The organism is Candidatus Spongiihabitans sp. (genome assembly GCF_965237845.1).
Taxonomy (GTDB): domain Bacteria; phylum Pseudomonadota; class Gammaproteobacteria; order Arenicellales; family Poriferihabitantaceae; genus Spongiihabitans.
The window spans coordinates 2,445,345-2,469,677 of the sequence record NZ_OZ250154.1 but is presented as its reverse complement, the minus strand read 5'-3'; the positions used below and the strand labels follow the sequence as shown (position 1 = coordinate 2,469,677).

The following is a 24,333-nucleotide window of genomic DNA, read 5'->3' as shown; positions in this document are numbered from 1 at the left end:
AACTCAAGTGGCCGCGGATGAGGCGCTTTCCTTACTCTGGGCAGACGATGTTGGCACGCCCTTATCCGCCCCGCTCTTGTTTGGCTGGTTCGTATCGGCCTTCTTGTCAGATGGTTCAGATGCGCCTGGTTCAGATGAGCCGGAGGATGCCGACTTAACCTTAGCCGCTTTCTCTTTTTTCTGGTCGCTATTCTTAAAGTCAGTTTCATACCACCCGCTACCCTTCAATCGAAATGCGGCGGCTGAAATCAATTTTTTAAGCGATGCTGCATTGCATTGAGGGCAAAAAATCAGCGGCTCATCAGATATTTTCTGTAACACTTCAAGACGATGATCACAATCACCGCATTGGTACTCGTAAAAAGGCATGACTTACACTATCGCAAAAATTTCGAGGCGCGAATTATAAGGCATAAATCTGCTTGCATAATAGAATGAGCAGCCTTATTTCCTGGATTTCAGCGCCTTATCTCGAGCGTCACCAACCCAATCCAGACCGGATTCCTTGCTTTCAACCGGGTGACCTTCCTTGTCCACACAATGTCGTCCAAATACAACGGCCTCAAATACTGCACCGTGGCTACGCATCAATGTATGCTCGAATAGCATACTTTTGTGGACTTTAGCGCCGCCTTCCAGGTAACAACCATGAGAAATCCAGGTCGGGCCTTGAATCTCGCAGCCAGCTTCGATTCTTGAATTCGAGCCGATATAGACCGGGCCTTCAATCAGCACATCATCCCAGTCGATGTCCACGTTTAAACCGGTCCATATCTGCGGCATAACTTCAGTCCCCGGCATATTCATACCTCGGATCGTGCCACGCATTAATTGTTGGTTGGCTTGCCAATAGTCGCTCAACCGCCCGATATCGACCCATTTGAACGGTAGCTTTATCGCGCCAAATGGCAGTCCTCTGGTCAATAAATCCGGTAGTAAATCAGTGCCGATATCATATACGACTTCGCTGGGGATCAAATCGATGATGTTCGGTTCAAAAATGTAAATTCCGGTGTTAACCAATGTGGACTTAGCATCTTCCACGGTTGGCTTTTCCTGGAACGACGTTATCGCCCCGGTTTCATCAGCGACCACAACCCCATAATTAACAACCCGTGCTTTTTCTACCCGCTTGACTACAACGCTGGCTTTTGCGCCAGACTGCCAGTGTTTTCGAATCGCATCGGTTAAATCCAGGTCGATAATGATATCGCCGCAGATTACTATAAAGGTATCGTCGAAAAACCCCCCGAATTCCTGAATGCGTTTTATTCCCCCAGCCGATCCTAAAGGCTCGCCAAACAACTGTCCCTTTTCTACATGCCCCTCAAAGGAGTACCCAATATTGATGCCCCAACGCCGACCGTCTCCAAAATAAGTTTCAATGGGTTCGGGCAAATGGCTGACATTGACCATGACATCGCGGAATTCATGACTCGCCAACTGCTCAATTAGATACTCCATAACCGGTTTTCCGAGAACCGGAATCATCGGTTTGGGCATCTCATAGGTAAGCGGTTGTACGCGGGTGCCTTTCCCCGCAGCCAGAATCATCGCTTTCATTATTCTTTATCCCGCTACTGAAAAATTTTGTCCTGGATAGTAAAGGCCCTGATAGTAAAAGATTGCTTAATGACAAAAACCCCGCTCCAAAGAAATAAAATTCGGGCAGGGTTATTCGCTCAGGTCCATTCACTCAGACCTAAGGCGTATTCTAAATTTATCTTGCTTCTTTATTAAATTCGCGCTTCAGAGCAATGTGCTTTGGCATAAATGCGCTGTTTGGAATAGTGAATCAATCGTCGCCGCCAAATAGCCCGAAAATGCTCAACAAACTGAGGAACAGATTATATATCGCAACATACAGGGTTACTGTTGCGGAGATATAGTTTGTTTCACCACCATGCAGGATTTGGCTGGTCTGAAACAAAATCAAGCCCGACATTAGCAGGATAAACATCACGGACACCGCCAAACTCAATGCCGGCAGGGGGAAAAACAGCGTCGTCAGTCCAGCGAGAAAAGCGACCAGGATTCCAGCCATCAGCATCCCGCCCATAAAACTGAAATCTTTTCTTGTGACCAATACATAAACGGAAAGGGACGCAAAAATCGCGCCGGTGCCGCCCAGAGCGGTCATCACAATTTGACTGCCGTTGGATAGCGTGGTCATGTAGAAATTCAGTATGGGACCGAGGGTTAGCCCCAAAAACCCGGTCAATGCAAAGACAAATAATATGCCGAGCACGGAATTTTGAAATTTGCTGGTTAAAAACAACAACCCGAAATACCCCACCATGGTAATAATCAGACCCATTGGCGGGAAATTCATCGCTATGGACAGGCCTGCTGTTACGGCGCTAAATAGCAGTGTCAGCGAGAGCAATAAGTAGGTATTTCTCAATACCCGGTTGAGTTCTATACCACGGGAAACCGGTCTTGTGACCGCAGCTTCAAATCTAGCCATTTCAATACCTCTTATAAGGATTAGCACATCAGGTTCACGCTACACAATTTATTGCACACATTTAATGGCGCGCATCTTATGATTGAGCAACGATATCACATCGTATTGTATATTAGATATTGGCAAATACACAAATTTCAAGCGGTTTTTGTCCTGTAGATTATCAAATAAGGCGAGATACTGACATTTTTAGCCCCACTAAGTTAAACTTATGGCCAACTTGCCGCCAAATTCAGCACAGGAAGAATATTAGCCTGTGAATATATAATGATGTCTGCGCCGATTAAAAAATTGCCAGCAAAAATTGCCAGCAAAAATTGCCAGAAAAAATTGATGGCGACATGCGATTTTTTATAAACTTAACCCTTCGAAAGCGGAGTGACTTGAATTCAAGTGATTTTTTACCCTAATATTTTCTCATGAATCTGAGCTTGGCTGACCGAAGACTTCAGGTATTTACCACCGTTGCCAGGCTGCTTAGTTTTACCAAAGCGGCTGAAACGCTGTATATGACCCAGCCTGCGGTCACCTTCCAGATACGGCAATTGGAAGAACACTTTAACACCCGATTATTTGATCGCACTCACAACCGCATTACGCTCACCGAAGTGGGTCAGCGAGTAAAGGAATACGCAGACAAAATTATTATACTGTATAAAGAAATGGACAATGAGGTTCGCGCCCTGACCGGCGATGTTCAAGGCCCGTTGATCGTGGGCGCCAGTACGACAATTGGGGAATATTTTATTCCTGGGATTGTGGGCGCATATCAATCAACTTTTCGCGATGTCAAAGTACGGCTGCATGTTGCCAATACTAATGGCATCATCCATATGGTGGAAAATAATCAAATCGATATTGGCATTGTGGAGGGGCCGGTAAACAACAAAAACCTGGTCACAGATGTCATTTGGGATGATGAACTGGTTGTGGTTTGTTCGGTGGATCACCCGTTAACCAGGCAGCACTGCGTCAGTGCGGCCGATTTACTTGATCACCCATTCATAGGACGTGAGGAGGGTTCAGGCACTCGTGAGGTTATGAAAAACTATCTCGTCAGTCAGGACCTGAATAGCGAACAACTGAACATCATTATGGAATTTGGCAGTCCCGAATCGATTAAAAACGTGGTGTCCGCAGGACTTGGCATATCCATTCTCTCAATTGCCACTATGGAAAAAGAATTAGCCCTGAAGTCTCTTTGCGCCATATCCTTGGAAAAACCCATGCGCAGACCTTTTTCCATTGTTTATCAACGGCAAAAGTTTCGCCTGCGTGCCATGGACGAATTTCTTGAATTCACCCAGGCCCACTGCGCCACCAAACAGAAATTGTTACAACTAACGTAAGATCAGAACCTCAATGAGTGTCCCGGCACAGAAATTGCATGAAGATATGGCATTACGGATCAATGCCGCAGGATCAATGACACGGGGTTGAAATTATTGTTGCCGGCCAATAGGATACAGTGATGCAATACAATGGCCAAAAACAACAAATAGACGAACAGGGTTACAGAAAGAATGTCGGTATTATTGTCTGCAACAATCAGCATCAGGTGTTATGGGCGCGGCGCATCAGACGCGATGGCTGGCAATTCCCCCAAGGCGGTGTTGAGCCCATGGAATCGGCGCTCAAGGCGGCGTTTCGAGAATTACATGAAGAAATCGGCCTCGCAACCGGGGACGTAAAACTTTTGGGAAGCACGGAAAACTGGTTGCGTTACGATGTGCCCTACTCGACAAAAAGCCGACATTATCTAACAACCAAACAATTTCGTGGCCAAAAACAACGGTGGTTTTTATTCCATCTGCTGGCCCAGGAATCCTGCGTTAAACTGGATACTGCAAAGGACCCGGAGTTTGACCGCTGGCGATGGGTGGATTATTGGCAGCCATTGGAGCAAATTGTGGAATTTAAGCGGGGGGTTTACAAAAAAGCGCTCCCGGAGTTGGAGCCCTTGCTGCAGACCGCTATCTAACCGTGTTATAAAAATTTGCAGACATAACCCTCGCATAAACTACCGAATAGAGGCGCTGAATATCAAAAACCTGGGAATTATACTTATTGCCCCAAACACGAGTCTAAAATGAATCAACAAACGAAAATTGTTAGAGATGATTGTCTGCGGTGGTTGCACAACACCGATGAACAGATAAATCTGACTTTTTTTGACCCGCCTTTTAATCAGGGACGTTTTTATCGGCACTATGACGATAATCAAGAAGAGGATTCTTATTGGGAATGGATTACCAATGTCTTGTCAGCATTGCGAGCGAAAACACAAAAAGGCGGCGCGGTTTATTTTATGCACCGTGAAAAAATTCGGAGTTTGTTTTGGCTGCGTTGCGACGCGGCGGTTGGACATTCCAAAACCTTATCGTTTGGAAAAAGATGGCATCAGCAGTGCCGTGTAAAAATAGATTTGGAAAACATTATCAAATCATTGTGCAAGCCACAAACGGAGTGAAAACGAGCGTGTTTCACAAGTTGCGAATAGACCCGCCGCTTATGCCGCACCATAAACACGCGCGTAAAACCGGCATTTATGTCACCGATGTATGGGATGACATTCGTGAATTAACCTCAGGTTATTTTGCCGGCAAGGAGCCGATGAGAACAACCGACGGAGGGCGTTTTCATAAACAACAGTCGCCAATTGCATTGCTGCTGAGAATAATTTTATCGTCATCAAAAAAAGGCGATATGGTGTTTGATCCATTTGCTGGCACTGGCACAACGCTTGTTGTCGCTAATCAACTTCAACGAAAATCCATCGGCGTGGAAATTGACCCGCAAAACATCAGCCGCATCGAAGAAAGAATAAACAAATTGCGCGTGCCCGACTGCGTCGAAAAATTTTTTCACTACTACCGCCATACCGAAAATATCGATGCCGTTTGGGGTAAATCCGGTGAAAACATATCCACACTATTCACAGAAAACAGAGCCGATGACAGCATCCGCATACCATCTGTTTAGCGATATTTATCAGCGTCGACAGAATTTGAAGTCAACGCAACTTGCAGCGGAAAATTTCATGCTGCGAGATGACCTTATTGCGTGTCGTGGCAGCCGGGGGATATTCCCCGATATGGTGTTGCGAACAAATCAAAATGATCCGATGTTTCAGGGCGGCGAATTCATTGAAATAAAAGATGCAAGAATGGGATATTCAATCGCGTCCTTTAACTCGACCATTCCGAGTGCGTATAAAAACATTCGAGAATATATTACGCCCAATAGCAATTTATATACACAAATACGAAAAAGCGACGGCAATGACCCTTATCTGCTTGAAACTCGAGAGGTTTATTATCTTGTTCGGGGCTACAAAAAAACGAACTGTAAAGTATGCTTGGTGCACGGCGGATTTTTTGAAACGCTAAGCGCGACAAAAAACATTAAGTCGGCGTTGAAAGACGCTTTGTATGACGCAATGCAAGACAGCAATCTTGAAAATGACTCGGATGCCATGCGTTCAGCCGATAACGTGCTTGGTTTTGATTGGAAACGGGAGCATCTTGCCAAAGCAAAAAGAATAAATACGCCTCGGTAAGCATCCGAATGCGAGTTATGTCCGAAGTCATTAACGAGGCGAACGTGCTTAATGCAAAACAATATCCCGCAATCAAGGATAATACTTTGAATATGATTGTACCCGGACACCCGCAGCAGGATTATCAAAAGCTGGAGCAAGATGCCATTAAAAAGATGGCGGTTGCTTGCGGTGGCAAACAGGGTTGCTTACCTGATAATTTGACTGTCAAAAAACTGAAGCATTTGAGAAACGGACCGTTTGTTTTGTTCCAAACTGATATATAAACAAACTACTAGGGGTGCAAAGCCGTTGGTCTGATTGACCAGTATAGAACGGAACAATCACCCAAAAACCCGCAAAGGAAATGGAAGATAAATGCACCATAATGTAGCGTCCATACCATTTGTTCTTATTTTTGGGCAATAAGCATAATTTCCAAAAACTTAATACTCATTCACCCGCCACGGTCATTTTTTCAATCAATATGGAGCCTGCTCTAATATTTCCGCGTTCATCGACATCGCTTCCAACCGCTACGAATCCATTGAATATTTCTTTTAGATTACCGGCGATAGTGAACTCCTGAATCGGGTGCTGAATTTCACCATTTTCAACCCAAAACCCAAACGCGCCCCTGGAATAATCGCCGGTAACGGTATTTACCCCGAACCCAATCAATTCACTTATCACTAATCCCTTGCCCATATCTTTTATCATTTTTTCGAGGCCATCATCGACGGTGCTTTCGATAGTCAGGTTATGCACTCCGCCAGCGTTACCGGTAGTCTTCAAACCCAACTTTCGTGCCGCGTAACAATTCAAGACATAACTTTCCAAAACGCCGTCTCTGACAATTTTATTTTCACTCGTGGCTACCCCTTCGCTATCGAATACCGCGCTTCCCGCCGCTTTCGACAACAGCGGTTGTTCATAAATTTGCACCGTTTGCGGGAAAATTTGCTGACCCCTCTTATCCAGCAAGAAACTTGCTTTTCGATACAAGCTTGAACCGCTAATAGCCGAAATCAAATGAGACAGCAGACTCGCTGCTACTACGGGTTCGAAAATCACCGGATGCTCACCGGTTTTGATTTTTCTGGCATCCAGTCTGCGAATTGTTCTGCGCGCCGCTTCTCGACCGATTTCGTCTGCGGGCATCAAGTCCCCCGAATACCGTTTGCTGTCATACCAATAATCCCGCTGCATCTCATCGCCTTGTCCAGCGATCACTGAACAGCTTGCACTATGTCGGCTGCCTCGAGCAAACCCTTTGAAGCCATTTGAATTGACATATAAATCAACGCCATCATGGCTGGACAGCGTCGCCCCTTCTGTATTAGATATTCTCGAATCGCCGGTCAGTGCGGCATCTTCGCATAGAGTCGCAATCTCGATAGCCTGGTGCATATTTATCGCCCAAGGATGGCTAAGATCGAGATCCGGAAATTCTGTAGCCAATAACTCAATATCCGCCAGACCATTAAACTCATCTTGCTCGGTAAATTTTGCAATGTTGCATGCAGAATTGACGCTGGATTTAATCGCATCAGGGGAAAAATCCGTAGTCGATGCGCTACCGCTTTTGTGTCCAAAATAAACAGTGACACCCAAATTTTTGTCGCGGTTGTATTCCACCGTTTCCACTTCACCCTGTCGCACAGTGACTGACATCCCCTGCCCCTGATCAATGGATAGTTCGGACATCCCGGCGCCCTGCCTTTTCGCTTCATCCAATGCAACATCGGCGACCTCCATTAATTTTTGCTCCAGCTCGGACTGAGGCTGGGGATTCCATGCGCTCATCATGATGCCGTCATTAAACCGCTGCACCGCCAACGGTCAGCCGATCAATCCGCATAGTCGGCTGACCCACGCCCACCGGCACACTTTGGCCTTCCTTGCCGCATACGCCGACACCGCTATCTAATTTCAAATCATTGCCCAGCATCGAGACCCGGTTAAGCACCTCCGGGCCATTACCAATCAGGGTTGCCCCTTTCACCGGATAAGTCACCTTGCCCTGTTCAATCATATACGCTTCGGAAGCGCTAAAAACGAATTTCCCCGAAGTAATGTCCACTTGCCCACCACCAAAATTTACCGCATACACTCCCTTGTCCACCGAGCTGATAATTTCTTCAGGGTCATGTTCGCCGGCGTGCATATAGGTATTGGTCATTCTTGGCATGGGCAAATGGGCATAGGACTCTCGCCGCCCATTGCCGGTAGGTTGCATATTCATCAGCCGGGCGTTGAGTTGATCCTGCATATAACCTTTGAGAATTCCTTTTTCAATTAGCACCGAATTTTGACTGGGCTGCCCTTCATCATCAATGGACAGCGAACCCCGACGATTTTCAATCGTGCCATCATCCACAACGGTACATAACGCTGACGCCACTTTCTCGCCGATTCGGCCGCTGAATGCTGAGGTGCCCTTGCGATTAAAGTCGCCCTCCAATCCATGACCAATCGCTTCGTGCAGCAAAATTCCCGGCCACCCTGGACCGAGCACCACAATCATTTCTCCGGCCGGCGCTTGCCTGGATTGCAGATTCACCAAGGCTTGCCTTACCGCTTCTTCGGCATATTCGCGGGCGCGGCAGATTCCACCATGTTGCTCGGTGAAATATTGATAGGTATAACGCCCGCCACCGCCTGAAGAACCTTGCTCTCGTCGCCCATTGCCCTCGACAATAACGCTGACATTCATTCTTACCAGTGGCCTGATGTCCGCCGCCATTTCGCCATCAGAGCGCGCCACTAAAATGACATCATGGGAACCAGTCAGACTCACCATAACTTGAGACACTCGTGAGTCCATGCTGCGGGCGATTTGTTCGACTTCCTTAAGTAAATCCACTTTATCGCGGTTTGCCATTGAGCCGAGAGGATCATGGGGTTGATACCATCTTTTGATATTCTGATCATTGCTGTGAATCCTGCCATGAATCTTGATTGGCTTATTGTCATTACCGCTGCGCGCAATAGATTTTGCCGCTTCTGCCGCATCAGTGAGTGCCGGCAGCAAAATTTCGTCGGAATAGGCGAAACCGGTTTTCTCGCCGCTCAGCGTCCGAATCCCGACCCCTTGATTGATGCCGTAACTTCCCGATTTAACCGTGCCTTCATCCATGCACCAGGATTCATGTCGAGAATATTGAAAATACAAATCGGCATAGTCGATCTGTGGCCCCATAACCCGATTCAGGGTTTGAATAAGCTCATTGTCGCCTAAACCGGTGGGGCTTAATAAGAGTTCGGTGGCGGTTTGCAGTTGGTCAGGCATAAAATCCTAATATTTTACAAGTGGTGCGGTTTTTCAAAACAAGTCAGCTCGACAGTGCTTTAACGATGGAAGTTGCTCACGGATACGCTGTAGTAAATCTAAATCAATGTTAGCGATGGCAACGCCACATTCAGATTGCAACTCGCTTATCACTTTCCCCCAAGGGTCAATAATAACAGTATGTCCCCAGGTTTTGCGCGCGCGATTATGAACGCCGGTTTGCGCCGGAGCAACCACAAAACAACCATTCTCAATGGCTCTGGCTTTTAGCAGCGGCAACCAGTGACTTTGACCCGTGGTATGGGAAAACGCCGAGGGCACCACTAATATCCGGGCGCCCAACTGGGTGAGTTTACGGTACATTTCGGGAAATCGCAGATCGTAACAGATGCTCAATCCGATTTTCCCCAGCGGCGAGTCCATGACCTTGACTGAATTTCCCGGTTCAGTGTAATCTGATTCGCGATAACATTCACCACTGGATAGAGTCACGTCAAACAAAAATATTTTGTCATAGCGTGCGACACGATTGCCGTTGTTGTCGCAGGCCAACAAGGTATTGGTTACTTTGTTCGGGTTGTTGGATTTAAGCGGCACACTGCCGCCGATGATCCAAACATTTCGGCTATTGGAGCTTGCCGACAAAAAATCCTGTATCTTTCCATGGCCATCCTCTTCGGCGCATTGCAATAGCTGCTGCCGACTACTTTGCATGAACCCAAAACACTCGGGCAACACAATTAATTCGGCGCCGTGCTCTTTTGCAAGGTCAATTTGCTCCAGAACATCGCCAAGATTTTGCTCAATATCATCACTAGCGTTGGTTTGAATCGCTGCAATCTTCGACATATCTATAGTTAATAACGGTTTTTGCTCAAGTTGGAAAGTATATCAAACCGACCATCATCGGCATGGCAATTACTTTAAATCGAAGTGACGAATGTGGATGCGCCTCATCAACTATCCTCTTGAACGAATCGAGAGAGCACAAATTATAAGGCGGGCTTAGATGTGTTTTGAATATTCCCGCAGATTAAAGGATATAAAAATAATGATTCCCAACCTTTCCAACCAACTTGTTGTCGACAATCCAATACGGCTTAACCGTATCTGCATGGTAATGGGTGGCGGCACCGACCTGAGTAATCTGGGCTCCATCGAGAAACAACCGGGCGATAACCAACGCCTGACTCCATGCGGCAAAGTCAGTTACGGCATGATATCTTGCCGCAATATGCGTCCAGCTAAATTGCTTACGTTGCCAAACCACTTCGCATATGGTCTCCGGATAATATTTACTGCGTACCCGGTTCATGGTCACTGCCGCAATCGCAGACTGCCCGGTTAATGATTCGCCACGTCCTTCGTGGTAAATATTTAAGGCCAGGCAGCCCAATTCATGCCCGGGGGTAATCACGGAAAAATCGAAATCACGGGCATGGTCGAAGTAGTAAGCATAACTATTGGCGTTAAATAGTGTACACAGTGCGAATATCCACACCATCGAAAAGATCTTTAAACAAGTTTTAACTCGCATAGTTCATTAAAATAATTTGTTAAAAAGCACTTCGGCATCATTATTACGGGTAAATTTATTTTATTACCAGAAGTTTTGCATAATTATACACAACTTTACCATTTATTTTAACGATAAACTGCTAACACGAAAACCAACGGAAACTTTTCTGGCAGTTTCTTGAGAAACGTGTCATATACTGTTGCAGGAAACCAGGGAAATAACTGAATACAAATATAATTTCATTGTAATACAATTAGTTATCGTATTTATTGTGGTGTTGTTGGCGCAATTATCGAGCAGCCTGCGAGCAATTATTCGATAATTGTGTCAGGATGCAACACGATGCCCGCCAAAATCAACTTGATCACTTGCCGTTTTTTCTCCTTGAATGCTGGGTCTGATAGCGCTTTACCATCATTAAGCACGACGATTTGCCGATCAAAATCCGCATAATGCTGCGTGGTTGCCCAGATCATATAAAGCAGGGCTTTGGCATCCACTGGCACAATCTTTTTCTCTGCGACCCATTGATTTATGGTGGTTACACACTCATCAACCCACTGTTTCAAGGTGGTTGCCAGCTCCTTTTCCATTACCGGTGCGCCACTCATGATTTCCTTCGCCCATATGCGCGAACCATAAGGACGCTGCCGCGCTAAATCCATCTTCGCGCTGATATAGTTTGTGAGGGTGATGCTCGGATTATCTTGCGCCTTAAACATCCTCGCCGCGCTCATCCAATCCCGCAGCATATTTTTCAGCACGCACTCATATAGATTGGATTTTGTTTCAAAATAGTAGTGAATATTCGCCTTTGGCAGCCTCGCTTCTTTCGCGATTAGCCGGGTGCGTGCACCTTCAAAACCATAGATGGAAAACACCTTTTCAGCAGACTCTAAAATGAGCCGCTCGTTTTGCTCACGGATTTGATCCTTGCCTGATGGCACAGCGCCTATTTTGGCGAGATTGGTTTGCATAGCCAGGTTCATCGCATTCAGTCGATGGTGTTGGTCGCCATCAATTTGCTGAGGCAGTGGTCGCGTCGCGGATTGGATTGCTGGGGTGAGTCGTCCAGTTCGCCGCTTCTTTGTGGATCGCTATACCGGTTCTGAGGTCAATGCCCGAGGTCATTGGCACCATCGAAATGCAGCCTTCTATCGGACAGACGCTGACGCACAGATGGCAGCCGACACACTCCTCATCCTTCACCTCAAATCTCCGCACACCATTCACGCTATCGGTGATCGCCTGATGAGCGGTATCCTCGCAGACAATGTGGCAACGACCGCATTGAATACACTTTTCCTGATCGATGCGCGTCTTATTAATATGATTCAGATTCAGATACTGCCAATCGGTCACCGAAGGAATCGCCTTGCCAACCGAATCATGCACCGAATCCATGCCTTTCTCATCCAGAAATTGGCTCAATCCGTCGATCATATCTTCGACGATCCTGAATCCGTAAACCATCGCAGCGGTGCACACCTGAACGGTCGTTGCGCCGAGCGCGATGAAATCAACCGCATCTTGCCAGTTAGTGACACCGCCCATGCCTGAGATCGGCAAGTTTTGGGTTTCGGGATTGCGCGCAATTTCAGCAACCATGTTGAGCGCGATCGGCTTCACTGTTTCGCCACAGTAACCGCCATGTGTTCCCATGCCATCGGTAGTGGGATACATGGTCAAGTTGTCGCGGTCCACCTGCATAATGGAGTTAATCGTATTAATCAGCGAGACCGCGTCGGCGCCGCCTTTTTTCGCGGCTTGTGCGGGGTGAACAATATTGGTGATATTGGGTGTTAGTTTAACGATCACCGGAACATTGGCATATTTCTTGCACCACTCAGCCGCCAACTGCACATACTCCGGTACCTGCCCGACTGCCGCCCCCATGCCGCGTTCCGACATGCCGTGCGGGCAACCAAAATTAAGCTCAAAGCCATCGGTGCCGATCTCTTCAATCACAAGGGTATGCTTGGCCCATGATTGTTCATTCATCGGCAGCATCACTGAGGCGATGAGCGCTCTATCCGGCTAATCCTTTTTTATCTGGCGCATTTCGTCTATATTGGTTTGGAAGGGCAGATTAGTGATGAGCTCGATATTGTTAAAGCCGATCACGCGCCAGTCATTGCTATGGATGGCGGCATCGCCCTGCGCAAGACAGCGGGATATTTTCAATTCGGCATTGGTCGGGCGATATGCCATGACCCGCCCAAGCCCCAAATTCAACTGATTGATTGCGAGGTCATTCAGTTAATTGACTCCGCGCAAGCGATGCGCTTACCGATTGCGCCGCGAATAAGGCTGTCAAGCCGACCCAACGCATGCCGTTGACGACTTCCCTCTTTCAGCCGAAAGGCGAACTCATTGATATGCCTCTGCATATGCTTGTCGCTCCAATTGTGATGCGCGTCATTGCAGCCGCGCTTCAACGCCGCCCAGACGCTTTCAATGCCGTTGGCGCGCCAGGCCGTTGACATACGCCTTTGCGCTGTGATTGACTGTGCCGTGTTGACAGGCAGTGTGCAGGCGATTATATGCGGGATGGTCGTCTGTATGGATGGTTGCGCCAAATTCCGCCGCTTCGCCGCTTGCCCGGTTCATGGCGGCGATGTCGGTTTTGGCGATGGATTCGGCTTTGGCGCGCCCGCCGCGCTCCCTCATGCCGACCACCGTTTGCTTGCCGCGACCGCCTTGTGTTCCTGGGGTCTGCTTGTTTTTACGCTTGTTGGCTTCCTTGCCGCCGATGCAGGTCTCGTCCATCCCTGCAATGCCACGCAGTTGCTCCGTATTCCCGCCACAAGCCAAACGCAGGCGGCGGGGCATGAACCAGGCGGTCTTTTGAGTAACGCCAATCTCCTTATGATAATTGCAAGCTTGCCGCGCCCTTGCGGGAAACCGTCAGCAAGCGGACAGCATAAATCCGCTTGTGCAGTTTGACGTGTGATTTCTCAAATACAGTGGCAGTGCGGACGCTGAAATGCGCCTTGCAGTCGCGGCAGTCGTGAAATCCCGCCCTTGTCTTCCGGGCATGGATATTGCCGCCGTTGCAGTGCGGACAGACAACCCCAGCGGTCCAGCATATGCTTTCAAGGCGTCGCCTTGCTGTTATCTCATCAGGGAATAATTGAAATAACTCACTATGCGCTAAGTGCGGGTTTCATTTGTAATCTCCCGGTTGGCGTCAGTATGGCGTAACGATTTCACGGAGATTTCTCCGGATTATTTCTCCGGTGTCAAGTGTATAATTCCCTAAAATAACATCACTCTTTTACGCCATTCACTATAAATAAATCTGGCAATATTGACATTATTACTACCAAAACCATCTAAAATTCTCAATGCCTATTTTATCTTAAAAACCCGTCAAGACAAATTTTAGTTATCTAGGCAAACAAAAAAATGTTTTCGATACACACGCTTGTTCACCCCGCATAAAATAATTTTTCCAATGAATCCACACAAAAACGCCTGCCCCAAGCATAATCCCTGCAGATAAATTTAAATTTGCGCCTTTTGAAGAATTTCCACAATCTGCCTGATATCCACCAAACAATTTAACACTCATGGCCCAAACACATACCGAAACAGTACTTGAGGTGCACCACTGGTCGGACACGTTATTTACCATCAAAACCACCCGCGACCCTTCGTTACGTTTCCGCAACGGCGATTTTGCCATGATGGGCATGGAAGTTGACGGCAAGCCGTTATTACGCGCCTACAGCATGGCCAGCTCAAACTATGAAGATTATCTTGAGTTCTACAGCATCAAGGTCCAGGATGGCCCGCTGACCTCAAAGCTGCAACACGTCAAAGTGGGCGACAAACTGTTGGTCAGCAAAAAGCCAACGGGAACATTGCTTTGGGATCATCTGCGCCCAGGCAAGCATTTATATATGCTTAGCACCGGCACCGGGCTGGCACCATTTCTGTCCATTATCAAGGACCCTGAGGTTTACGAAAATTTTGAAAAAGTAATCCTGGTTCATGGTTGCCGTTTTATCAATGAACTGACCTACCAGCAATTGATTGACCATGAACTGCACGACAACGAATATTTTGGTGATACCGTCAGAGATAAACTAATCTACTACCCCGCTGTCACCCGCGAGCCTTATAAAAATTATGGTCGCATCACCACTTTGTTGGAAACCGGAAAATTGATCGAAGACATCGGAATGCCGCCACTAAACGTCGAGGATGATCGGTTCATGCTGTGCGGCAGCCCCAGTATGTTGAACAGCCTGAGTAGAATATTAGATGACCTGGGATTCACCGAAACCCGTAAAAGCGATTTCCACGAATATGTCGTTGAACGAGCTTTTGTGGAGAAATAATGTACCGATTTTTAACCACTAAACTAACCACCCTTCGCCTGTAAGGCGAGGGTTTCAACTTACGGTATTTTGGAATCCGCACCAAATGCACCTTCAAATCCGTTTCATATGGGCACCCTGTCTGTAATGTCGCATAGCAACATTCCACTCTCTTCCCTCCGCCTAAAAGCGAGGGATTTCAACCATCCCCGTAGGAGACATTAATGCGGAACCTGTACTATACCGACGGTTCATTCATAAACATGGGGTCTCTGCAAAGCATTACGAGCGCAGACAAGACAAGACAAAAACAAGCGAGAAAGCGCAGTTTTATGTTTATAAATGAGAAATTTGAGTTTGTTTTTAACACCGTATTGTCAAACGCGGTGGCTTTGCAGGGTTTTTAGCATTTGATATAACCAATAAAGACAAAAGACTAATGCCTAAAACAATATTTAGAAAAGCTGTGTCGGGCGTACTGTTCTCCAGTATGCTGTTATTGATTCCAACAGTAGCGGAACCTTTCGAGGTTTATGTTTCGAGTGAAAAAGACAACACCATTGAAGTGATTGATGGTGAAACTTTTAAGGTGACCGATAAAATAGCAGTCGGTGAGCGTCCAAGAGGTTTGACGCTCAGCCAGGATAAAACCAAATTGTATATTGCTGCAGGCGAGGACGACATCATTCAGATACTCGACCTGAAAACGCGTAAATTAGTGGGCACACTACCCTCCGGGCCCGACCCCGAACTTATGGCCCTCAGCCCGAATGGTCAGCGGCTTTATATCGCTAATGAAGATGATAATATGGTCACGGTTGTCAATGTCCAAAGTGCGCAAAAGATTAAAGAAATCCCGGTGGGTATTGAGCCAGAAGGGGTGGGAATAAGCCCTGATGGCAAGTGGTTGGTGAGTACTTCGGAAACGACGAATATGGCGCATTTTATCGACCTGGAAAATCTGGATATTGTCAGTAACGTATTGGTTGATAGTCGTCCACGTGTTGCTCAGTTTACACCTGACGGCAGGCAAGTGTGGGTGTCTTCAGAAATTGGGGGTACTGTGAGTGTCATCGACAGTGAACTACGCAAAATTGTTCATGTCATTCGCTTTGAGATTCCAGGCATCGATAAGTCTGCTATACAACCCGTTGGTGTTGCAATTAACCGGGCCGGAGATAAAGCTTTCGTTGCGCTGGGACCAGCCGCCAGAATTGCGGTGGTCGATGCTCTAACCTTTAAGGTAGAAAAATATCTATTGGTCGGACAACGAGTTTGGAACTTGGATTTCTCGCCCGATGAACGCTTACTTTTCACGACTAATGGCGTGAGTAGCGATGTATCAGTTGTGGATGTTGATAAACTCAAAGTCATTAAAACCATCAAAGTTGGCCGCTCGCCTTGGGCGGTGGTTACCAATTCCCGCTCGTACCATTAAATAACCAGAGAAAACAGTTGAAGCATTCGAATGAGCAAAGCCCAGTGGCAATTTCTATTCGTGATGTTTGTTTTTCCTATGGTGATGGGACGGCACAAAAACGGGCGCTGGATAATGTTAGCTTAACGGTTGAAGTGGGCAGTTTCAAAGTGTTAATGGGCATCAACGGCGCGGGTAAATCCACACTATTCTCGCTGCTAAGTTATTTATTTGCGTGTAACCTGGGGCAAATCCGTATTTTTGGTGAAGATATCAACAAACGGCCTATGTCGGCCTTGCAACATTTGGGAATTGTGTTTCAACAACAAACGCTGGAACCCGGTTTGAGCGTATTGCAAAATCTACAATACTATGCCGCCTTGCAAGGCTTATCTAAAGTTCACACTAAAAGGCGAATTGAAGAACTGCTGGCTTTAGTTTCTCTTTCGGAGCATGCCAGACAGACGGTGGTAAAACTGAGTGGAGGCCAAAAACGACGCGTAGAATTAGCGCGAGCCCTGCTCCATTCACCCAAGTTATTGTTGATGGACGAAGCCACAACAGGTTTGGATGTTAAAAGCCGATACAACTTTATTGCAACTATCCGCCAGCTTTGCAGCCAGCACAATGTCAGTGTCCTATGGGCAACACACCTGGTTGATGAAGTGCTTGATGATGACCCCGTGGCAATCCTGCACCAAGGGCGAATATTGGCCGATAATAGAGCAAATACAGTCATTAAGACGCAGGATTGTAATTCCATTCAAGCCGCTTTTTTAAAAATCACCGGACAGCCTGATCAAGCAAAAGCGCGCATGAGTTTGTCCCAGACATTAGAACGGCATGGTTTGAAAGAGGAGATAACCAGATGAGCTTTATTCACGTTTGGCGCTGTTTCAATGGAGTAATAAAACGCGAGTTTTTACGTTTTCTGAATCAGAAAGGGCGCTTTTTCGGTGCATTGGTTCGCCCACTGGTATGGTTATTTATTTTCGCAGCGGGTTTCCGCTCGATATTGGGTGTATCAATTATCCCACCTTATGAAACGTATATACTTTACGAGGAGTACATCACACCGGGATTGCTGGGGATGATTCTGCTATTTAACGGCATGCAAAGTTCCTTATCGATGGTCTATGACCGCGAATTGGGAAGTATGAGAATATTGCTCACCACACCATTACCACGTTGGATTTTGCTGTGCTGTCGCCTGTTTGCCAGCGTGGTTATCGCGCTGTTTCAATGCGCTGTTTTTCTAATTATTGCTTATTTATGGAATATCCAGCCCCCCGCTATCGGCTATTTATCGGTGCTGCCAGCGATCTTTATTGGTGGAATAATGCTCGGTGCATTGGGTTTGTTGCTCTCCTCATTTATCAAGCAGTTGGAAAATTTTGCAGGAATCATGAACTTTGTTATTTTCCCCATGTACTTTGCTTCATCTGCATTGTATCCATTGTGGAAAATTGAGGACGTTTCCCCCTGGCTATTCAAACTGTGTAGCTGGAACCCTTTTACCTACGTCGTTGAATTGATTCGGTTTTCCCTATACGGGCAATTCAGCGCAAAGGCGCTTATTATCGTAACAGTCTGTGCCATGATTTTCATGTTTTTAGCGTTTATGGGTTATGACCCCAAACGAAACGGCAACACAAAGATGGAACGAGCCTAAGGTGCGTCGGATTATGGAATAATTTGACAGACGCCTTACTGTGATTAAGTCATAACCTAAGACTAGAGCGCAACTATCGCTATTGAACGAATGTATCTTCAGTAAGCCCGTCATAAATAGAGTTGTAAAAGATTTGAACCTTGAACAGAAACAAATTCCATCACTAAAAGCCGGCACATTATTGCTGGGGATGATGATTGCTGCGCAAGCGAATGTGCAAGCGCAGGAAAATGATTGGCCCTGTGCACAAATATTAGTGGCTACAGTTACTGCTGCCGTGGTCTGGCCCTATCCGCTTGATGAGAAACTCGCTGACCGATGGTTATCAAATGCGAAAATTAAAACCCTTGCCACTAAAGTGGCTGGTCAGTTTTCTGCTGGTGACAATGAGATCGCGCTGATTGAGCAATTTCTGGGTGACACGAGTTTGGCTAATCGACCAGAAGCAGCAACAGGTTTGTTTATGGCAACACTTAACGAGTTTAATCTAATGCGACAAAAATATATAAAGGGCATCCAGAAATTCACGAAAAAACAAAAAGGCCTGGCGCATCATTTGACCTTTTTACTGGAACAACGAGATAATTTGTTAGCGACAGAAACATCCCTTGATCAGCTGACTGAAGAGATAGCAGTGGTTGAGCAAATCTTCCGCAATCGAGAAAATATTCTGATAGACTTATGCGAACAACCTGTTCGGATAGAAGAGAATCTGGGGGTTGTGGCGCGCGCGATTGCAGAGTACGTAAAGTGATTAATAAGCTTCGGTGTAAGTAATTTGATCTATTTTTCACAATTGTTTGAGTTATAAATTTGATTAACGCAGCAGAAATTATTCGGAGGCAGCCGATGACAGCAATCCAGGTATTTAAACAAAGCATTTGTCTGTTTACAGTGTATCGTATCTGGTGCGGCGTATTCGTATTGTTGCTGAGCTTGACAGGCAGTGAATTAGTGTTGGCGGTCAGCGTGACGCCATTGAACAGCCCATTGAGTGGCCATAGTGACTCATCAGGTGTTAATGAAGGTGTGAATGTCAATCAGCGTTGGCTGACGGTTAAGCGTGCAGTGCTGGGAGATCGTGAAATACAGGATGGTAGCGCGCTGATTAGCCTGGAGGCGCCCGAGCGAGCCTATGATGCGGCGCTCGTGCCTATTTCAATCAAGGCATTGCAAACACAGACCACCGGGCAATATATTAAAACGTTGTATCTTTTCGCCGATAACAACCCGGCGCCCTTGGCAGGTAAATTTACGTTTCCACCCAATACTGGCTGGCAAAACCTCGAAACGCGCATCCGAATTAATGAATATACCTATGTAAGGGTCGTAGCGATTACCAATGAAGACCAGGCTTATGTGGTAACTCGATATGTCAAGGCTTCTGGCGGTTGTTCAGCACCGGCCTCAGGTGATGCTGAAGCAGCATTGGCAAATGTGGGCAAATTTAAACTTAAACTCGAATCCAGTCCGGTAACGGGTGAAAATCGCGAACGTATACAGCTTAATTTCCAGATCAAGCACCCCAATAATTCTGGTATGCAGTTTGATCAGATTAATCGGCTTTATATTCCCGCCTATTTTATTCACACAATCGGTGTGAAATATGATGAAGAGGAGATACTCAAGCTTGAAACCAACTTCTCTCTCAGCGAAAACCCGACCTTGCGCTTTGATTTCATTCCAAAAAAAACGGGTGGCGCGATTGATATCTATGCAGTTGATTCAAAGCTCAAACTTTTTGAACGACAATGGTCATCAGTGTACCAAATGTAAACACCTGAGCACCCCACAGGAGTTGATGTCCGCATGCTTTTGGGTTAAACCTAAAAAGAGTAGTTGGGCGCACCTGAGAAAACCAGTAAATTGCCTGATCACCAATGGTGACCTCAAATTTTACTGAGGTCCTGCATACACAACCTAAAATCACATTTTTCCAGATTAGTTAAGGAATGCCAATGGGTAAGTGCTGGTATATAAGAGGATATTGGCACTTTAGAAGCATTCTAATGATGATGCCGATTGTATCTCTTGCAATTCATTCACCATGTCTTTAGCCCACCCGGATTCCCGGAATACTGCGCCTTTGGTGCCTTGATCAAGCTGCGCCCTTAACACCGTGTCTGCCTGTGTGTATTTTTCAAATGAAAGTTGTGCGGCTATATAATCGATACTACAAGAGCACTTTACCAAATTTCCAAGATCCATTCCGTTAGCGGCTAAGCAACCCATTACATATTCTACTTTAACCGCTGTCGGATAACCATCACCATTGGGGTTGACGTATTCGCCGGGGTATTTAAATGCTTCACTAACAGCGTTGTTTTTTTCCGCCGCTGAGGTCTCTTGGGCAGTGACTTTAAATACCCAAACTATTGCCATAAGGAAAATCATAACAATCACAATGTACTGACGAGAGAGGTCCGAGGCAAGGGGTGTTATTTTAGTATGCATGTTTTCTCTCTGCATGGATGCAGGCGGCTCTAATGGTTACCAACTGTTTTGTTAATGACACATTTGATATAGTGGTTTATAATGCCGCACGAGCAGCCGACATACTGCTTCGGTATTAAACCAAAATGCATACAGTATCAGATTACTATGTGGTATCTTGTGTTTAAGCATTTGTAACGAAATGATTAAACAGTTACGTAATGCTTAATTAATTTCACCATGCCTACAGATAATCCCCACCAGAAATTCTACTAGGGAACAGCATACCATAATCAATCGGTTGAAAGGCGTGTGATTTTTTGTCTGGTAGAGAATGAGCAGGATCTTCCTTGGAATATGCATTGCACAGATGTCGTTGAGCCCCTGTAAACGCAGATGTTTCAGCAAATATCGAATAACCCCCCCCCAAATTAAAGTTAGCGGGAAATACTGCATATCCATAGTCGTGTGACGTGTATTAACCCATTCAATATAGAGCCGATGATTCAGTAAATACAGTGATAGCCAAGATTTATCCAGATATTCATACTCGTTGTAGCGTAAATTTCCTCCTTGTTCACATACGAAAGCTACACAGGGCCGGGTTAATAATGGGTTTATTCTGTTTGCCCGGATTGGTTCAAGCAGGCTCTTTCTTACAACCGCTCCAACAAATAAATAATGTTGTAGAAGCATCTCCTGAGTCGAGCGCTAGCTATATTCACTATGGAGAGGTGGCCTTGCTTAATGCGAGTAATCAAGGAGATATAGCAAACATAGGAGTATTAATTGGCCAGCATTCCATTGCGATTATTGACTCAGGAGGCTCATCGTTCGTTGCTGAACAGCTGTTGAGCGAAATCCAACACATTTCTGAATTACCCATCAGCCACATTATCATCACCCATGCCCATCCAGACCATTGGATGGGTTTGCCGACCCTGCTTGAGAAAACCGACGCACAACTGCTCGTAAATCATGCTTTAGTGCCCGCGCTTGCTCAGCGGATGGTCAAGGATATTGCGGGGCTAAATGACGCGCTTGGAGGGGAAACAACGCAGGCAAACAATCTTTCCACATTCTCGCTTGAGAATTATGCTAATCGCATACAAGCCGTTGATGAGACGGTGATGGTCAGTATTGGTGGGCGCGATTTACGCATTAGTACATTGCCAGTCTCCCACACTAATAATGATTTGGTACTCTGGGATGAAATAAACCAAACACTATGGGCGGGTGATATGTTTTTTGTGGACCATGTGCCAACCTTTGAGGCGAGTCTGAAAGGGGTTCTAAACAGCCGCAATGTGATCGAGGAGTATTCGGCAAATTTGATTGTACCCGGACATGGGCGACCAGAGCCTGACTGGCAAGGGAAATGGCAAAAGCAATGGCAGTATTTTGCCACCTTGATGAACAGTATTCGGCAGCAAATTTCCGATGGAATCTCTTTGCAATCCGCCCTAGTGGACGCTGAACAGACAATTAAAAACAAAGACGCCTCAAACAACGCGACATCGTTTGGCGATTGGCGGTTGATGGAGATTTTTCACCCACGCAATATCTTGCGCGCTTACCAGGAGTTAGAGTGGGAATAGTCGCAATGAAGCAGATAAAATTAGTAGATGAAACGCTTTTTGTGCCAAACATTAAATCACTCAAACATGCCAATGATTGGAGGATAAAGAATGATGGGCGCACATTACATTCGAGTAAAGCCTGGCGTGAACGCTTCGCCACCAACAACCGCCCCCAGAGCTGCTTGTATCCCGGATGCGGTGTATCGATGAATATGGTACATGTATGTAACTCAGTACTGTCCAGGCTCAGGCAATTGCTATTCGAGACTACCTGCTTGCTTTCTTTGTATTGGCTTTGGCACCGTATCCGCGGAAACTCTGCGTGTTGGGATGGTGTGCGCCTATGCGCCGTTTAACTATAAAACGGCGGAAGGCGAACTCGCCGGTTACGGTGTTGACGTAGCAAAAGATATGGCCGAACTGGTTGGCGCAGATCTTGCATATGTTTTCCAGTGCAGGCATGGCAATAGCGGTTAATTTCAAGGACCTTAAAGTTGGAGTTGAGCGCGCTTCCGTCTATGCCAGCTTGTTTGAAGCCAAGTTGCCCGAAGCCGAAGTTGTTTTTTACGATACAAGTGAAGCCTTGTATATCGATCTGCAGAATGGTCGCACAGATATGCTTATGACCAATCCTGATGAAGGCGCATCTCAGATTTATCAGACAGGAAAATGGCGAGGGCGGCGGCCCGGCCGAACATGCCATCCTGATCAAGGGCGAGATGCGGTTTTAACCTTCGGCGTCAGCAGGCGGTCGCCGACCGGCCGCAGGGTGGGCTGCGCCCGCCAATTCAATGGGAACATCAAACGGCAAGGAGTTCGGCGCATAGGCGTTGCTGGTGTTTTACAACACTGAGCGGCCTCGCCAAGCCCTGGCCCTGCGCTCCCCTGTACAATCCCTGTTTATCAGCCACCCGGAGTGCCAGATGTTATGAACCTATACAATGGATAGAAAATATCAATTTGGAATGTTAAAGTTGGCTTTTGATAATGTAGAATCGGTGGAGAATGAAATGGGATTATTTGACTTTGATGCCGATCACGTAATTAAACATCCCGATAAATTATCGGGACAAAAAATTAGAATTCCTGTAGGGCGGACTAGAGGGTAGTTTAGATGAAATCACGAGCGGCGGTTGCCTACGAAGCGGGGAAACCGCTGGTAATTGAAACGGTTCAACTCGACGGCCCCAAAGCCGGCGAGGTGCTGATAGAGATTAAGGCTACGGGAATTTGTCATACCGATGAATTCACCCGCTCTGGCGCCGACCCCGAGGGCTTGTTCCCAGCCATCCTCGGGCATGAGGGCGCGGGTATTGTTGTCGAGGTTGGCGAGGGCGTTACCAGTGTAAAAAAAGGCGATCACGTCATCCCGCTATATACGCCGGAATGTCGCCAGTGCGACTATTGCACTAGCGGTAAGACTAACCTTTGCCAAGCAATCCGCGTTACTCAGGGGCAGGGGCTGATGCCCGATGGCAGCAGCAGATTTTCCATGGGCAAACAAAGGATTTTCCATTATATGGGTACCTCGACGTTTTCTAATTACACGGTATTGCCGGAAATTGCCGTAGCAAAAATTCGCGAAGATGCCCCGTTCGATAAAGTTTGTTACATTGGTTGTGGTGTAACTACTGGAATCGGTGCGGTCATCAATACCGCAAAAGTGCAGCCGGGCGACAATGTGGTTGTCTTTGGTCTCGGCGGCATTGGGTTGAATGTTGTGCAAGGCGCGCGGCTTGCTGGCGCGGATAAGATTGTTGGCGTTGACATCAATCCCAAACGTCAACCGCTTGCAGAAAAATTTGGTATGACACACTTTGTCAATCCGAAGCAGGTCGAAGGTGATTTGGTCGCTAATATTGTTGACATTACCAATGGCGGCGCGCGCGGACGAACCGATGTGCCAAAAATTGTTGATTGGTATATGGACGGAAAAATTAATATTGATGATTTGATTACCCATACCATGCCGCTGGATAAGATTAATCACGCCTTTGACTTGATGCACTCCGGTGAATCTATCCGCAGCGTCGTGTTATTCGACTCGTGCGCCTAGCGCGTCGATGCGGTCTGCGGTATTCCGGATTGTT

28 protein-coding genes and 2 pseudogenes are annotated in these 24,333 nt (G+C 46.6%); 17 read left to right on the top strand and 13 right to left on the bottom strand.

The genetic code is table 11. The features are described 5' to 3' along the window. Window positions 1-3 precede the first annotated feature (3 nt). The 3 genes from ACPXXB_RS11790 to ACPXXB_RS11780 all read right to left on the bottom strand — a co-directional run bounded on the left by ACPXXB_RS11790 (window position 4) and on the right by ACPXXB_RS11780 (window position 2,467). Window positions 4-369 carry an FmdB family zinc ribbon protein gene (locus ACPXXB_RS11790; RefSeq protein ID WP_423907649.1) on the bottom strand — a complete coding sequence of 122 codons (366 nt, stop codon included), beginning with the start codon at window positions 367-369 and terminating at the stop codon, window positions 4-6. Window positions 370-444: 75 nt separating this feature from the next. Further along, window positions 445-1,563 (bottom strand): sugar phosphate nucleotidyltransferase, encoded by a 1,119-nt coding sequence (locus tag ACPXXB_RS11785; protein WP_423907647.1) that lies wholly within the window; start codon window positions 1,561-1,563, stop codon window positions 445-447. 232 nt (window positions 1,564-1,795) lie between these two features. Next, on the bottom strand, window positions 1,796-2,467 hold the full coding sequence (locus ACPXXB_RS11780; protein ID WP_423907646.1) for a Bax inhibitor-1/YccA family protein: 672 nt from the start codon (window positions 2,465-2,467) through the stop codon (window positions 1,796-1,798). Window positions 2,468-2,898: 431 nt separating this feature from the next. Here ACPXXB_RS11780 and ACPXXB_RS11775 point away from each other — a divergent pair, with 431 nt between their 5' ends. The 6 genes from ACPXXB_RS11775 to ACPXXB_RS11750 all read left to right on the top strand — a co-directional run bounded on the left by ACPXXB_RS11775 (window position 2,899) and on the right by ACPXXB_RS11750 (window position 6,292). Next, the gene (locus ACPXXB_RS11775; RefSeq protein WP_423911163.1) at window positions 2,899-3,816 is read left to right on the top strand and encodes a LysR family transcriptional regulator; all 918 of its coding nucleotides are present in this window, start codon (window positions 2,899-2,901) and stop codon (window positions 3,814-3,816) included. Window positions 3,817-3,938: 122 nt separating this feature from the next. Next, a complete protein-coding gene (locus tag ACPXXB_RS11770; RefSeq protein ID WP_423907644.1) occupies window positions 3,939-4,448 on the top strand; it encodes an RNA pyrophosphohydrolase in 510 nt (169 codons plus the stop codon). A 108-nt stretch (window positions 4,449-4,556) separates the two neighbouring features. Beyond that, a complete protein-coding gene (locus ACPXXB_RS11765; protein WP_423907642.1) occupies window positions 4,557-4,937 on the top strand; it encodes a DNA methyltransferase in 381 nt (126 codons plus the stop codon). Next, complete coding sequence (locus ACPXXB_RS11760; RefSeq protein WP_423907640.1) at window positions 4,862-5,449, top strand: DNA methyltransferase; 588 nt, start codon at window positions 4,862-4,864, stop codon at window positions 5,447-5,449. The genes ACPXXB_RS11765 and ACPXXB_RS11760 overlap by 76 nt, the downstream gene beginning before the upstream one ends. Then, window positions 5,421-6,026 (top strand): hypothetical protein, encoded by a 606-nt coding sequence (locus tag ACPXXB_RS11755; RefSeq protein WP_423907638.1) that lies wholly within the window; start codon window positions 5,421-5,423, stop codon window positions 6,024-6,026. Before ACPXXB_RS11760 ends, ACPXXB_RS11755 begins: the two co-directional genes overlap by 29 nt. A gap of 44 nt (window positions 6,027-6,070) precedes the next feature. Continuing rightward, window positions 6,071-6,292 carry a hypothetical protein gene (locus ACPXXB_RS11750; protein WP_423907636.1) on the top strand — a complete coding sequence of 74 codons (222 nt, stop codon included), beginning with the start codon at window positions 6,071-6,073 and terminating at the stop codon, window positions 6,290-6,292. A gap of 166 nt (window positions 6,293-6,458) precedes the next feature. Here ACPXXB_RS11750 and pmbA read toward each other — a convergent pair whose 3' ends face one another. The 9 genes and pseudogenes from pmbA to ACPXXB_RS11705 all read right to left on the bottom strand — a co-directional run bounded on the left by pmbA (window position 6,459) and on the right by ACPXXB_RS11705 (window position 14,390). Next, window positions 6,459-7,838, bottom strand: coding sequence for a metalloprotease PmbA (gene pmbA / locus ACPXXB_RS11745; protein ID WP_423907635.1), 1,380 nt, complete (start codon window positions 7,836-7,838; stop codon window positions 6,459-6,461). Then, entirely contained in the window at window positions 7,825-9,297 is a 1,473-nt protein-coding gene (gene tldD / locus ACPXXB_RS11740) for a metalloprotease TldD (RefSeq protein WP_423907633.1), read from the bottom strand. The genes pmbA and tldD overlap by 14 nt, the downstream gene beginning before the upstream one ends. 33 nt (window positions 9,298-9,330) lie before the next feature. Continuing rightward, window positions 9,331-10,146 (bottom strand): carbon-nitrogen hydrolase family protein, encoded by an 816-nt coding sequence (locus ACPXXB_RS11735; RefSeq protein WP_423907631.1) that lies wholly within the window; start codon window positions 10,144-10,146, stop codon window positions 9,331-9,333. A gap of 184 nt (window positions 10,147-10,330) precedes the next feature. Next, entirely contained in the window at window positions 10,331-10,834 is a 504-nt protein-coding gene (locus tag ACPXXB_RS11730; protein WP_423907629.1) for a cell wall hydrolase, read from the bottom strand. Window positions 10,835-11,127: 293 nt separating this feature from the next. After that, window positions 11,128-11,805: a TetR/AcrR family transcriptional regulator gene (locus ACPXXB_RS11725; protein WP_423907627.1), complete on the bottom strand. Its 678-nt coding sequence runs from the start codon at window positions 11,803-11,805 to the stop codon at window positions 11,128-11,130. A 28-nt stretch (window positions 11,806-11,833) separates the two neighbouring features. Continuing rightward, window positions 11,834-12,964, bottom strand: a pseudogene (gene preA / locus ACPXXB_RS11720) (NAD-dependent dihydropyrimidine dehydrogenase subunit PreA); the annotation flags it as partial. Between the two features lie 107 nt (window positions 12,965-13,071). Beyond that, window positions 13,072-13,648: pseudogene (locus ACPXXB_RS11715) on the bottom strand (IS1595 family transposase). Window positions 13,649-13,682: 34 nt separating this feature from the next. Next, window positions 13,683-13,934, bottom strand: a complete 252-nt coding sequence (locus ACPXXB_RS11710; protein ID WP_423911160.1) for a transposase — start codon at window positions 13,932-13,934, stop codon at window positions 13,683-13,685. Window positions 13,935-14,204: 270 nt separating this feature from the next. Beyond that, a complete protein-coding gene (locus ACPXXB_RS11705) occupies window positions 14,205-14,390 on the bottom strand; it encodes a hypothetical protein (protein ID WP_423907625.1) in 186 nt (61 codons plus the stop codon). On the opposite strand from ACPXXB_RS11705, the gene ACPXXB_RS11700 reads away from it, so the two are divergent. The 6 genes from ACPXXB_RS11700 (at window position 14,389) to ACPXXB_RS11675 (ending at window position 20,006) form a co-directional block, all read left to right on the top strand. Beyond that, window positions 14,389-15,162, top strand: a complete 774-nt coding sequence (locus ACPXXB_RS11700) for a ferredoxin--NADP reductase (RefSeq protein WP_423907623.1) — start codon at window positions 14,389-14,391, stop codon at window positions 15,160-15,162. The genes ACPXXB_RS11705 and ACPXXB_RS11700 overlap by 2 nt on opposite strands. A 418-nt stretch (window positions 15,163-15,580) precedes the next feature. Next, window positions 15,581-16,579, top strand: a complete 999-nt coding sequence (locus tag ACPXXB_RS11695; RefSeq protein WP_423907621.1) for a PQQ-dependent catabolism-associated beta-propeller protein — start codon at window positions 15,581-15,583, stop codon at window positions 16,577-16,579. Next, complete coding sequence (locus ACPXXB_RS11690) at window positions 16,543-17,430, top strand: ATP-binding cassette domain-containing protein (RefSeq protein WP_423907620.1); 888 nt, start codon at window positions 16,543-16,545, stop codon at window positions 17,428-17,430. Before ACPXXB_RS11695 ends, ACPXXB_RS11690 begins: the two co-directional genes overlap by 37 nt. After that, on the top strand, window positions 17,427-18,230 hold the full coding sequence (locus ACPXXB_RS11685) for an ABC transporter permease (RefSeq protein ID WP_423907618.1): 804 nt from the start codon (window positions 17,427-17,429) through the stop codon (window positions 18,228-18,230). Before ACPXXB_RS11690 ends, ACPXXB_RS11685 begins: the two co-directional genes overlap by 4 nt. 133 nt (window positions 18,231-18,363) lie before the next feature. Next, window positions 18,364-18,984 carry a hypothetical protein gene (locus ACPXXB_RS11680; RefSeq protein ID WP_423907617.1) on the top strand — a complete coding sequence of 207 codons (621 nt, stop codon included), beginning with the start codon at window positions 18,364-18,366 and terminating at the stop codon, window positions 18,982-18,984. A gap of 182 nt (window positions 18,985-19,166) precedes the next feature. Then, window positions 19,167-20,006: a quinoprotein dehydrogenase-associated SoxYZ-like carrier gene (locus tag ACPXXB_RS11675; RefSeq protein WP_423907615.1), complete on the top strand. Its 840-nt coding sequence runs from the start codon at window positions 19,167-19,169 to the stop codon at window positions 20,004-20,006. A 219-nt stretch (window positions 20,007-20,225) separates the two neighbouring features. Here ACPXXB_RS11675 and ACPXXB_RS11670 read toward each other — a convergent pair whose 3' ends face one another. Beyond that, on the bottom strand, window positions 20,226-20,684 hold the full coding sequence (locus ACPXXB_RS11670) for a hypothetical protein (protein WP_423907613.1): 459 nt from the start codon (window positions 20,682-20,684) through the stop codon (window positions 20,226-20,228). Window positions 20,685-21,403: 719 nt separating this feature from the next. Between ACPXXB_RS11670 and ACPXXB_RS11665 the strand changes: the two genes are divergently transcribed. The 5 genes from ACPXXB_RS11665 to ACPXXB_RS11645 all read left to right on the top strand — a co-directional run bounded on the left by ACPXXB_RS11665 (window position 21,404) and on the right by ACPXXB_RS11645 (window position 24,299). Continuing rightward, on the top strand, window positions 21,404-22,261 hold the full coding sequence (locus ACPXXB_RS11665) for an MBL fold metallo-hydrolase (RefSeq protein WP_423907611.1): 858 nt from the start codon (window positions 21,404-21,406) through the stop codon (window positions 22,259-22,261). 201 nt (window positions 22,262-22,462) lie between these two features. Beyond that, window positions 22,463-22,720, top strand: coding sequence for a transporter substrate-binding domain-containing protein (locus ACPXXB_RS11660; RefSeq protein ID WP_423907609.1), 258 nt, complete (start codon window positions 22,463-22,465; stop codon window positions 22,718-22,720). Next, window positions 22,686-23,096 carry a hypothetical protein gene (locus ACPXXB_RS11655; RefSeq protein ID WP_423907608.1) on the top strand — a complete coding sequence of 137 codons (411 nt, stop codon included), beginning with the start codon at window positions 22,686-22,688 and terminating at the stop codon, window positions 23,094-23,096. The genes ACPXXB_RS11660 and ACPXXB_RS11655 overlap by 35 nt, the downstream gene beginning before the upstream one ends. A gap of 88 nt (window positions 23,097-23,184) precedes the next feature. Beyond that, window positions 23,185-23,352: a hypothetical protein gene (locus tag ACPXXB_RS11650; protein ID WP_423907606.1), complete on the top strand. Its 168-nt coding sequence runs from the start codon at window positions 23,185-23,187 to the stop codon at window positions 23,350-23,352. Window positions 23,353-23,357: 5 nt separating this feature from the next. Further along, on the top strand, window positions 23,358-24,299 hold the full coding sequence (locus ACPXXB_RS11645) for an alcohol dehydrogenase catalytic domain-containing protein (RefSeq protein WP_423907605.1): 942 nt from the start codon (window positions 23,358-23,360) through the stop codon (window positions 24,297-24,299). The last annotated feature ends 34 nt before the right edge of the window (window positions 24,300-24,333 follow it).

Bases quoted from the DNA above. Each gene is read 5' to 3' on its own strand.
- ACPXXB_RS11695 (WP_423907621.1), top strand. From the start codon at position 15,581: ATGCCTAAAACAATATTTAGAAAAGCTGTGTCGGGCGTACTGTTCTCC.
- tldD (WP_423907633.1), bottom strand. From the start codon at position 9,297: ATGCCTGACCAACTGCAAACCGCCACCGAACTCTTATTAAGCCCCACC.
- ACPXXB_RS11670 (WP_423907613.1), bottom strand. From the start codon at position 20,684: ATGCATACTAAAATAACACCCCTTGCCTCGGACCTCTCTCGTCAGTAC.
- ACPXXB_RS11760 (WP_423907640.1), top strand. From the start codon at position 4,862: ATGGCATCAGCAGTGCCGTGTAAAAATAGATTTGGAAAACATTATCAA.
- ACPXXB_RS11730 (WP_423907629.1), bottom strand. From the start codon at position 10,834: ATGCGAGTTAAAACTTGTTTAAAGATCTTTTCGATGGTGTGGATATTC.
- ACPXXB_RS11700 (WP_423907623.1), top strand. From the start codon at position 14,389: ATGGCCCAAACACATACCGAAACAGTACTTGAGGTGCACCACTGGTCG.
- ACPXXB_RS11660 (WP_423907609.1), top strand. From the start codon at position 22,463: ATGTATGTAACTCAGTACTGTCCAGGCTCAGGCAATTGCTATTCGAGA.
- ACPXXB_RS11645 (WP_423907605.1), top strand. From the start codon at position 23,358: ATGAAATCACGAGCGGCGGTTGCCTACGAAGCGGGGAAACCGCTGGTA.
- ACPXXB_RS11780 (WP_423907646.1), bottom strand. From the start codon at position 2,467: ATGGCTAGATTTGAAGCTGCGGTCACAAGACCGGTTTCCCGTGGTATA.
- ACPXXB_RS11765 (WP_423907642.1), top strand. From the start codon at position 4,557: ATGAATCAACAAACGAAAATTGTTAGAGATGATTGTCTGCGGTGGTTG.
- ACPXXB_RS11705 (WP_423907625.1), bottom strand. From the start codon at position 14,390: ATGAGTGTTAAATTGTTTGGTGGATATCAGGCAGATTGTGGAAATTCT.
- ACPXXB_RS11650 (WP_423907606.1), top strand. From the start codon at position 23,185: ATGGATAGAAAATATCAATTTGGAATGTTAAAGTTGGCTTTTGATAAT.
- ACPXXB_RS11725 (WP_423907627.1), bottom strand. From the start codon at position 11,805: ATGAACCTGGCTATGCAAACCAATCTCGCCAAAATAGGCGCTGTGCCA.
- ACPXXB_RS11790 (WP_423907649.1), bottom strand. From the start codon at position 369: ATGCCTTTTTACGAGTACCAATGCGGTGATTGTGATCATCGTCTTGAA.
- ACPXXB_RS11655 (WP_423907608.1), top strand. From the start codon at position 22,686: ATGTTTTCCAGTGCAGGCATGGCAATAGCGGTTAATTTCAAGGACCTT.
- ACPXXB_RS11755 (WP_423907638.1), top strand. From the start codon at position 5,421: ATGACAGCATCCGCATACCATCTGTTTAGCGATATTTATCAGCGTCGA.
- ACPXXB_RS11770 (WP_423907644.1), top strand. From the start codon at position 3,939: ATGCAATACAATGGCCAAAAACAACAAATAGACGAACAGGGTTACAGA.
- ACPXXB_RS11735 (WP_423907631.1), bottom strand. From the start codon at position 10,146: ATGTCGAAGATTGCAGCGATTCAAACCAACGCTAGTGATGATATTGAG.
- ACPXXB_RS11785 (WP_423907647.1), bottom strand. From the start codon at position 1,563: ATGAAAGCGATGATTCTGGCTGCGGGGAAAGGCACCCGCGTACAACCG.
- ACPXXB_RS11685 (WP_423907618.1), top strand. From the start codon at position 17,427: ATGAGCTTTATTCACGTTTGGCGCTGTTTCAATGGAGTAATAAAACGC.